8 protein-coding genes are annotated in these 9,407 nt (G+C 72.0%); 4 read left to right on the top strand and 4 right to left on the bottom strand.

Annotation, left to right across the window (positions count from 1 at the left end):
- Window positions 1-1,098, top strand: a 1,098-nt coding sequence (locus KME77_RS26455; protein ID WP_372451230.1) for a trypsin-like serine peptidase, incomplete at its 5' end; no start/stop codon positions are given.
- Window positions 1,099-1,106: 8 nt separating this feature from the next.
- Here the strand turns inward: KME77_RS26455 and KME77_RS26450 are convergent.
- The gene (locus KME77_RS26450; protein WP_219471655.1) at window positions 1,107-2,534 is read right to left on the bottom strand and encodes an aldehyde dehydrogenase family protein; all 1,428 of its coding nucleotides are present in this window, start codon (window positions 2,532-2,534) and stop codon (window positions 1,107-1,109) included.
- A 271-nt stretch (window positions 2,535-2,805) separates the two neighbouring features.
- On the opposite strand from KME77_RS26450, the gene KME77_RS26445 reads away from it, so the two are divergent.
- Window positions 2,806-3,396 (top strand): TetR/AcrR family transcriptional regulator, encoded by a 591-nt coding sequence (locus tag KME77_RS26445; RefSeq protein WP_246610780.1) that lies wholly within the window; start codon window positions 2,806-2,808, stop codon window positions 3,394-3,396.
- Here KME77_RS26445 and KME77_RS26440 read toward each other — a convergent pair.
- Entirely contained in the window at window positions 3,350-4,879 is a 1,530-nt protein-coding gene (locus tag KME77_RS26440; protein WP_219471653.1) for a PucR family transcriptional regulator, read from the bottom strand. The two genes, KME77_RS26445 and KME77_RS26440, sit on opposite strands and share 47 nt — an antisense overlap.
- 90 nt (window positions 4,880-4,969) lie before the next feature.
- On the opposite strand from KME77_RS26440, the gene gabT reads away from it, so the two are divergent.
- Window positions 4,970-6,298 (top strand): 4-aminobutyrate--2-oxoglutarate transaminase, encoded by a 1,329-nt coding sequence (gabT, locus tag KME77_RS26435; RefSeq protein ID WP_219471652.1) that lies wholly within the window; start codon window positions 4,970-4,972, stop codon window positions 6,296-6,298.
- 210 nt (window positions 6,299-6,508) lie between these two features.
- Window positions 6,509-6,709: a hypothetical protein gene (locus tag KME77_RS26430; protein WP_308250911.1), complete on the top strand. Its 201-nt coding sequence runs from the start codon at window positions 6,509-6,511 to the stop codon at window positions 6,707-6,709.
- A 20-nt stretch (window positions 6,710-6,729) separates the two neighbouring features.
- Here the strand turns inward: KME77_RS26430 and KME77_RS26425 are convergent, their stop codons facing one another.
- Together KME77_RS26425 and KME77_RS26420 are read right to left on the bottom strand one after the other, a co-directional pair.
- Entirely contained in the window at window positions 6,730-7,938 is a 1,209-nt protein-coding gene (locus KME77_RS26425) for a saccharopine dehydrogenase family protein (RefSeq protein WP_219471650.1), read from the bottom strand.
- 182 nt (window positions 7,939-8,120) lie between these two features.
- Window positions 8,121-9,332 (bottom strand): extracellular solute-binding protein, encoded by a 1,212-nt coding sequence (locus tag KME77_RS26420; RefSeq protein WP_219471649.1) that lies wholly within the window; start codon window positions 9,330-9,332, stop codon window positions 8,121-8,123.
- Between the last annotated feature and the right edge of the window lie 75 nt (window positions 9,333-9,407).

Raw genomic sequence — 9,407 nt, 5'->3', positions numbered from 1 at the left:
GTCGCCGCCCGCAGCCCCGCTGACCAGCGGCGCGTGCTCGACTACTGGACGCCGCGGCGGATGGCCGACGCCCTGCCGATCGACATGCTCGACATCGTCGCCAAGGACGGCGGCCTGCTGAGCGGGATCACCGGCCGCACGACGCTGGGCCGGACCGAGAGCCTTCTCCCCGGCGGCGCCAAGGGCATCGTCCCGCGCCGCCGCACCGTCGTCCCCGACCGCGACGCCAAGCTCCCCGGCCGCGACACCGTCGCCCCCGGCCGTGACGCCAAGCTCCCTGGCCATGACGCCGCGGCCCCTGGCCATGACGCCGCGGCCCCCGGCCGTGACACCGTCACCCCCCGCCGTGACGCCGCGGCTCCCGACCGCCAGGACGCCGTCCCCCGCCACCAGTCGGCCAGGCCGCAGATCACCACCTCCGGCTCCCGCTGGCTGACCGGCGGCGCGGTCACCCGTACGACCGGCCGCGTGTTCCTGACGGTCTCCGGCGTCGACTTCGTCTGCTCGGCCAGCACCGTCAAGAGCGCCAACCGGGACCTGGTGGTCACCGCCGGCCACTGCGTCAAGGACGGCGCCGGCGAGTGGGCGGCCAACTGGCAGTTCGTGCCCGGCTACCGGGTGGGCGGCGGCCACCCGTACGGCCAGTACGCCGCCCGCCGCATGTTCGTCGCCGGGCCGTGGGCGCGCTCGGCCAACGACAACTTCGACGTGGGCATGGTGGCGCTGACGACCTGGGCCGGCAAGCACGTCACCGACGTGGTGGGGGCCCAGCAGATCGCGTTCAACGCGACGCGCGGCGGCCAGGCGTTCGGCTTCGGCTTCCCCGCCGACCCCCCGTACGACGGGGAGCACCTGGTCTACTGCGCCGGCCGGCTGCGCGAAGACCCGTACAAGCAGACCCGTGACCAGGGCCTGAGCTGCGACATGACGGCGGGCTCCAGCGGCGGCCCCTGGCTGTCCGGCTTCGACCCGGCCACCGGCACGGGCCGGATCACGTCGCTGAGCAGCTTCAAGTACAGCGACGACCAGCGCACCATGTACGGGCCCTACTTCGGCGAGTCGGCCAGGACGCTCTTCAACACCGCCGAGCGCGCCTGACCGGCCCGCTACAGCGACAGCCCGGTCAGGACCATCACCTTCTCGTAGGTGTAGTCCGTCATCGCCGAGTGCAGGCCCTCACGCCCGATGCCGGAGTCCTTGACGCCGCCGTACGGCATCTGGTCGGCCCGGTACGACGGCACGTCGCCGATGATCAGCCCGCCCACCTCCAGCTCCCGGTTGGCCCGGAAGGCCGCGTCCAGCGACCGGGTGAACACGCCGGCCTGGAGGCCGTATTTGGAGTCGTTGACCATCGCGTACGCGTCGTCGATCGACTCGGCGGGCTGCACGATCAGGACGGGGCCGAAGACCTCCTCGCGGGTGACCTTGGCGTCGGCGGGCACGTCGGCCAGCACCACCGGCGCGATCGTGGCGCCCTCGCGGGAGCCGCCGGTCAGCACGCGGGCGCCGGCGTCCACCGCCTCCCGCACCCACTGCTCCACCCGCTCGGCGGCCTCGACCGAGACCAGCGGCCCCACCTGCGTCTTCTCGTCGGCCGGGTCGCCGGTGACGAGCCCTTCGACGGCCGGGACCAGCCGCTCCACGAAGGCGTCATGGACGGACCGCTCGACGATCACCCGCTGCACGGCGATGCAGCTCTGGCCGGCCTGGTAGTTGGAGAACAGGGCGATGCGCGAGGCGGCCCAGTCGAGGTCGGCGTCGGCCAGCACGACGGCCGCCGCGTTGCCGCCCAGCTCCAGCGTGACGTGCTTGCGCGGGACCTGGTCGGCGATGGCGTAGCCGACGGGGGCCGAGCCGGTGAACGACACCACGGGCAGCCTCGGGTCCTGGACCAGCCCGGAGGCGCGCTCGTTCTGGACCGGCAGCACCGAGAACATCCCGGCGGGCAGGTCGGTCTCGGCCAGGATCTCGCCGAGCAGCAGCGACGACAGCGGCGTGGCGGGGGCGGGCTTGACGATGACCGGCGCGCCGACCGCGATGGCGGGCGCGACCTTGTGCGCCACGAGGTTCAGCGGGAAGTTGAACGGCGTGATCGCCAGCACGGGGCCGTGGGGCACGCGGGACACGTACGCCAGCCGGCCGGCGGCGGCGGGCTCGGTGTCGAGCCGCTGGACGTCACCGGACCAGCGGCGGGTCTCCTCGGCGGCGAAGCGGAACGTGGCGACCGCGCGGCCGACCTCGCCGCGCGCCCAGAAGATCGGCTTGCCGTTCTCGGCGGTGATCAGCCGGGCGATCTCGTCGGCCCGCTCGGCCAGGCGCCGGGAGACGTGCGCGAGCGCCTCGGCGCGTACGTGCACGGGCAGCGCCGCGGCCTCCTTGGCGACCGCGTGAGCTGCGGCGACGGCCTGTTCGACCTGCTCGTCCGTGGGCACGGAGTACCGGCCGGCCTCGCGGCCGTCGTGGGGGTTGGTCACGGTGAGCTCGGTGTCGCCGTCGGCGGGGCGGCCCGCGAGCCAGAAGGTACGCACGTCCATAGCCCCGACGTTATGCCAAGCTAGGGCCCGGGAACTTACACCATGGTGCACAAGACTCCCGGGAGAGCTCACCGATAAGTACAAGCCCCTCTGTATACCCGCTATGTAACAGAAGTAGGCCTAATTCTGGATGTTTACCGTGCGGGGCGGTTTGAAGGCTCTTCCCTCTGGCTAAGTCAACGTGTGCGGGTCCCTCAGCGCGGCGGGCCCCCGAGCGGAAAGGCGTGGGCCCATGACCTCCTCGGCGCCTCTCGGGCTTCAGGGCGCCTACTTGCTCGGTGAACGTGCCACCCACGACGAACTCCGCTCCAAGCTCCTCGACGTCGCCGTGACGCTGCTGGTCAGCGACGGTCCCGAGAGCCTGACGATGCGGCGGATAGCCACCGAGGCCGGGTGCACGACGACCGTGATCTACACCATGTTCGGCAACAGGGAAGGGCTCGCGGAGGCCCTCTACCTGGAGGGGTTCGAGCGTTTCCGGCGCTACCTGGAGACGGTCCCGCAACGGCGGGACGCGCTCGAGTACCTCTACGCGCTCGGCCCCGCCTACCGACAGGCGTGCCTGGCCGAGCCCGGCTACTACAGCTTGATGTTCGAGCGGGCGATCCCCGGTTTCGAACCCAGCGAGCGGGCCAGGACGCTCGCTCGCGCGGCGCTCAACATCCTCGACAGGGTGATCGCCGACTGCATCTCCGCCGGGTACCTCATCCCGACCCAGCCACGCAAGATCGCCGACGCGCTCTGGGCCGCCGCCCAGGGGGCGATCAGCCTCGAACGCGCCGGTCACCTGCGTGACGGCCGCACGTACGAGGCGGTCACGATGGCGACGATCTGCTGCTACCTGGTGGACAAGCCGAAGTGACCGGTGCGTGATCGGTCGCGGCCAGCGCGAGCCACAGTTCGGCGCGCGTGCCCGGATCGTCCAGATCACGGCCCAGCAGCTCGGTGACCCGCTTCATGCGGTAGCGGAGCGTGTGGCGGTGGACGCCGAGCCGCTGGGCCGCCGCGTCCCAGTGGCCGTTGCTGCCCAGGTAGGCGCGTAGCGACTCGACCAGGTCGGCCCGCGAGCCGTACCGGGTGAGGGGGTCCAGCAGCGCGGCGGCGAACGCCTGGGCGGCGGCGGGGTCGAGCAGGCCGAGCAGCCCCTGCCCGGCCAGGTCGGCGAACCTGACGGGGCCCTCCCGGCCGCTCTCGTACGCGCGCCGCGCCTGGTCGAGGGCGCTGCCCAGCTCCTCGTACGCCCGGGGCGCGCTGATCCCGACGGTCCCGGCGGGGATCGCGGCCACCTGGTCGGCCCGCTCGTCCGCCACGAGCGCCACGACGGCGCCGCCGCCGGGCAGGCGGGCGGTGAAGGCGTGGGGCTCCACGGTCTCCAGCGTGTCCTCCGCCATCACCAGCGCCACCACGGGCGGGTCCGGCAGGCGGGCGCCGAGCGGCTCCAGCACCGCCCGCGCCTGCTCCAGTGCTCCGGCGGGCCCGGGACGGCCCTGCTCACCGCGTGCCCGCTCGTCCGCCCCCGCCAGCAGCATCCGCAGCACGGCCGAGCGCACCCGGCGCTCGGACTCGCGCTGGGCGCCGCCCTGTTCGAGGGAGAGCGTGAGCAGTGACCCGGCGGCGTTGACGACGGTCTGGGTGACCGGTGAGAACGCCTGGGCCGCCCCGACGGCGAAGAACCCGCGCGGGCGCGCCCCGCCGCCCAGCGGCTGCACGACGACGTGCTCGTCCGGCCCGGACAGCGCCAGACTGGCGGGCAACCGCCCGCCCGCCGCCAGCGGGCCGCCCGGGGCCAGCTCGCGGGCCACCGCCTCGGCCTTGGCGGCGCGGGTGGCGTGCCGTACCTCGCCGTGCTCGTCCAGCAGCGCGGCCCAGCCGCGCACCTCCTTGGCCAGCCGGTCGATGACCGCGTGCGTGCCCTCGGGCCGCAGCGCGGCCCGCGTCAGGCGGCCCTGGGCGGCGAAGGCGCGGCTGATCTGCTCGTACTGCTCGGCCGCCAGCAGATCGCTGACCGCCTTGCCGACCGCGATGAACGGCGTCTCGCGCGGCACCTCCAGCAGCGGCAGGCCGGCCCGCGTGGCGGCCGAGAGCAGCGCGGGCGGCACCTCCTCGTGCGTGAGCCCCACCCCGAGGGCGAGCCCCGCGACGCCACGCTCCACCAGCCGCCCGACATATCCGGAAAAGTCGCCGTCCAGCCGCATCCCGGTGGTCAGCAGGAGCTCGTCGCCCTCCAGGTACGGCGTCGGGTCCTCCAGCTCGCTGACCGCCACCCACCGCACCACCGGCTCCAGCGAGCCGGTCAGGGGCACCAGCCCCGTCCGCCGCACCACGGTCCGAAGCGAAGGCGCCATACCAGTTGTCCATTTCGGCGAAGACGGGTGTCCCCAGTGTGCCATATCGACCTATCGGTCCTGGTCAAGGCGCGGCGTAACGTCGAACGCATGAGCATTCCGCAGGAGCGTCGTGTCGTCACCGCGATCCCAGGCCCGAAGTCCCAGGAGCTGCTGGCCCGCAAGCAGGCCGCCGTGCCCCCGGGCATCGCCCACGCGCTGCCGATCTTCATCACGCGCGCCGGCGGCGGTGTCGTCGAGGACGCCGACGGCAACTCGCTGATCGACTTCGGCTCCGGCATCGCCGTGACCAGCGTGGGCAACTCCGCGCCCAAGGTGGTCGAGAGCGTGCGCAAGCAGGTGGCCGACTTCACCCACACCTGTTTCATGGTCACGCCGTACGAGTCGTACGTGCGGGTGGCCGAGAAGCTCAACGAGCTGACCCCCGGCGACCACGAGAAGCGCACGGTCCTGCTGAACACCGGCGCCGAGGCCGTCGAGAACGCGGTCAAGATCGCCCGTAGCGCGACGGGCCGCCAGGCGGTCATCGTGTTCGACCACGGCTACCACGGCCGCACGCTGCTCACGATGACGATGACGGCCAAGAACCTGCCGTACAAGCAGGGTTTCGGCCCCTACGCCCCTGAGGTGTACCGGGTGCCGCTGGCCTACCCGTTCCGCTGGCCCACCGGCCCGGAGAACTGCGCGGAGGAGGCCGCCGCGCAGGCCATCGACATGATCGGCAAGCAGGTCGGCGCCCAGAACGTGGCCGCGGTGATCATCGAGCCGATCGCCGGCGAAGGCGGCTTCATCGAGCCGGCGAAGGGCTTCCTGCCGCGGATCGCGGAGTTCTGCCGGGAGAACGGCATCGTGTTCGTCGCCGACGAGGTGCAGACCGGCTTCGCGCGCACGGGCCACCTGTTCGCCTGCGAGGACGAGGGCGTCGTGCCCGACCTGATCGCCACCGCCAAGGGCATCGCGGGCGGCCTGCCGCTGGCCGCCGTCACGGGGCGCGCGGAGATCATGGACAAGGTGCACATCGGCGGGCTCGGCGGCACGTACGGCGGCAACCCGCTCGCCTGTGAGGCCGCGCTGGCCGTGATGGAGACCATCGAGGAGGAGGACCTGGTCGCCAAGGCCCGCCGCATCGGCGAGATCATGCTGCCCCGCCTGCACGCGATGCGCGAGCGCTTCGAGGTGATCGGCGACGTGCGCGGCCGGGGCGCGATGATCGCGGTCGAGCTGGTCCGGCCCGGCACCAAGGAGCCGAACCCGGCCGCCCTGGCCGAGGTGGTCCGGCGCTGCCACGCCGAGGGCCTGCTGGTGCTGACCGCGGGCACGTACGGCAACGTGCTGCGCTTCCTTCCCCCGCTGGTCATGCCCGAGCACTTGCTTGAGGAGGGCCTCGGCATCCTGGAGAAGGCGTTCGCCGCGGTGTGAAAAAAGCATAAGAAAACGGGCATCCAGCTTGCGGCTGGATGCCCGTTTTTGTAGGTGTACGGGACGTGGAGCGGGTAGAAAGTTCACCCGAGCTTGACGCTCCACTAGACGATCAGAAGCGGGACCGGGGTTATAACGGATCCGATGGACGACTGGCCCACCGCAGCTGGGAGCGTGATGAACTGGGGTCCGGCAGGAACGGCAGAGCGCGTGTTGACGTTCGACCCTGATGGCCTGAGCTGCGCGCAGCTCGACGGCGACGCGTGCGTCGTCTGCCAGAAGAGATGGCCACGACCGCGGGTGCGGGTCGGGCGCTTTCCCGACGACGCGCCCGTGATGGCCTGCGCCGACTGCGCCGAGGCGCTGGTCCCCGCACCGCTGGCCACCGTCGTGGCCTTCCCGTCCCGCTAGGCCGCCCCTCCCGGAGCCGGTCAGGCCGCCTCCTCCCGGAGCCGCCACGGCGAGCCGTACTCGGTCAGCAGGTCGAGGAACGGCACCGCGTCGAACGCCTCCGGGCCGAGCACCCCCGCGCCCTTCCACACGCCGCCCGCCAGCAGCTCCAGCGCGACGACGGGGTGGACGGCGGTCTGCCAGACGACGGCCTGGCAGCCGTACTCGCGCATCGACCAGTCGTTGTCCACCACGTGGTAGAGGTAGACCGCCCTGGGCGCGCCGTCCTTGCCGAGGCCCTTCACCCACGTGCCCGCGCACGTCTTGCCGCGCATCCGCTCGCCGAGCGTGGCCGGGTCGGGCAGGCTGGCGGCCACCAGGTCGCGCGGCGCCACCTCCGCCCCGCCCACCCTGATCTTGTCGGTGCTGTCCAGGCCCAGCTTGTGCAGCGTCTTGAGCACGCCGATGAACTCCTCGCCGAGCCCGTACTTGAACGTCACCCGCCTGGCCTCGATCCAGCGCGGGACCAGCAGCACCTCCTCGTGCTCGACGTTCACGCACTCGACCGGGCCGATGCCGTCGGGGAAGTCGAACACCTCGGGCTCGCTGAACGGCTCGGTCGTGCGCCACCGCCCGTCCTCCCAGATGACGGGCGGGTTCAGGCACTCCTCGATCGTGGTCCAGATCGAGAACGTCGGCGCGAAGTCGTAGCCGTCCACGACCAGGTTCGAGCCGTCCCTGACGCCGACCTCGTCGATGCTGCTGAACAGGTGGTCGGCGGCGTAACGGGCGAACACGTCGGCGAGCCCCGGCTCCACCCCCATCCCGACCAGCGCGAGCCGGTCGCGCGCCCGCCACTCGCCGTCGCGCGCGAACTGCTCGTCGCCGAGCTTCACCCCGGGCTGCTCGTACGGCGCGCTGGGATGCGGCCGCGACAGCGACATCGCCATGTCGAGGTAGTGCGCCCCGGTCGCCAGCGCCGCCTCGAACAGCGGCATGGTGAACCGGGGATCGACGGCGTTGAACAGCACGTCGCACCGGTGCTCCCGGAGCGCGGACTCCACCTGCCCCTGGTCGGAGGCGTCCAGCGTGATCGCGCTGAAGCGCCGGTCGTCCACCCCCGCGACGGCCTGCGCCGCCCGGCTCTGTTGGGAGTCGGCGACCACGATGTGTTCGTAGAAATCTCGGCGCGCGGCGATGGGGACGACGGCGGAGCCGACACCGCCGGCGCCGACCAGAAGGATTCTCATGGCCCGACCCTACTCACTGACTGGTCATTCAGTCGAATTTGAGGGCGTGCCTCCGAACTGCCCGGAAACGGCGAGACGCCCCGGGGCGGGGGGGAAGGCCCGGGGCGTCTCTGCAGGCGCGGCCCAGCGGGGGGACGGGGCGCGCCCGCGGCACAATCAGGTATGGGTGGACATCCCCCGGCTCAGTTCTTCAACGAATCCCACTGTTTGCCCCAAGTGAGGTAATCAGTGCATTCCCCCTCTGGGGGCCTGCAACCCCCTGGCGGCCGGACGGCGAAGGCGACTCGTGAGAGTTTGCCGGGCTTGTCCGCACCGTACGCCTCGCACATCTCCTTGGCCACCTGGACCTTGCCGTCCTTGTACCTGCACGACTTGGGGTTGGCGGGCGCGAGCCCCACCCAGGCCGCCGCCTCGGCCTGCACCCCCGGCTCCGCCATCCAGCTCAGCCAGCGGTAGGCGCACCCGGTGTCGGGCACGTTGGCGCCCAGCATCCAGGAGTCGAGCCAGCCGGTCGTCTTCTTCGCCTCGACGGCCTCGACCGGCTTGCCGGCCCGCTGGAGCAGCAGGCGGAAGTAGGGGGTGGCCTGGGCGTAGTCGAGCGAGCCGGTGGCGAAGCCCTTGACCAGGTCGAGCGGGTTGACCCAGTAGGTGCGGTCCTTGTGCCGGCCCAGCAGCTCCACCGCCCGGTCGAGCTGGCTCTGGGTCAGCTCGAAGGGGTCCTTGACGGTGTCGTCGGTGAGGGCGGCGTCGGCGATGGTCAGCGGGCCGTCCTTGAGCGAGACGTGGTCGGAGTCGAAGACCTTCCTCAGGTCGCCGCCCTTGACCCGCTTCGAGTCGTACAGGAACTCGTGGAACCCCCACAGGTACGGCACGCCGTAGACGGTGCCCGAGACCGTGGTCATGTCGCGGAAGCGCTTGCTCAGCTCGTCGTAGCCGGCGACCTTGGCCGGGTCGACGGCCTGCACCTGCTTGTCCTGGATCAGGGTGGCGGCCAGCACCGGGCCCGCCGACAGCACGTCGTAGGGGCGCTTCCTGAGCGCCTCCTCCATCTCGGCGGCGGTCTGCACGGTGTCGAGCCGGGCGATGCGGCAGCCGGTCTCGCGCTCGAAGTCGCCCACCCAGTTGACCCGGGGGCTGATGCCGCCGTACTCGGCGTAACCGCGGTAGGTGAGGATCTGCAGCGTGCCGTCGCCCTGCGCGGGGGTGGGCGTGGGGGTGGAGCTCTTCCTCGGCGACGCCGCCGGAGCGGGCGTCGCCCGCGGCGTCACCGCCGAGCCCTGTGGCGACGCTGTCACGGACGGGGTGGGCGTCTTCTGCGGCGACGGACCCGCCGCGCCCACGACGGCGACCAGCGCGGTCACGGCCAGCGCCATGCCAGGTATGCGGCGATCCACGATTCCCCCTTGTCCGTGGCTGGAGTTTATAGGGGGAGGGCGACAAGGAGGGATGCGAGGCATCCCTCCTTGTCG

The sequence above is a fragment of the Nonomuraea rhizosphaerae genome, from assembly GCF_019396405.1.
GTDB classification, from domain to species: Bacteria; Actinomycetota; Actinomycetes; order Streptosporangiales; family Streptosporangiaceae; genus Nonomuraea; species Nonomuraea rhizosphaerae.
This window is presented reverse-complemented; position numbering and strand designations above follow the sequence as displayed.

What these genes read in the sequence shown, in the direction of transcription:
- KME77_RS26450 (WP_219471655.1), bottom strand. Translation starts at nt 2,534, where the DNA reads ATGGACGTGCGTACCTTCTGGCTCGCGGGCCGCCCCGCCGACGGCGAC.
- KME77_RS26440 (WP_219471653.1), bottom strand. Translation starts at nt 4,879, where the DNA reads ATGGCGCCTTCGCTTCGGACCGTGGTGCGGCGGACGGGGCTGGTGCCC.
- gabT (WP_219471652.1), top strand. Translation starts at nt 4,970, where the DNA reads ATGAGCATTCCGCAGGAGCGTCGTGTCGTCACCGCGATCCCAGGCCCG.
- KME77_RS26425 (WP_219471650.1), bottom strand. Translation starts at nt 7,938, where the DNA reads ATGAGAATCCTTCTGGTCGGCGCCGGCGGTGTCGGCTCCGCCGTCGTC.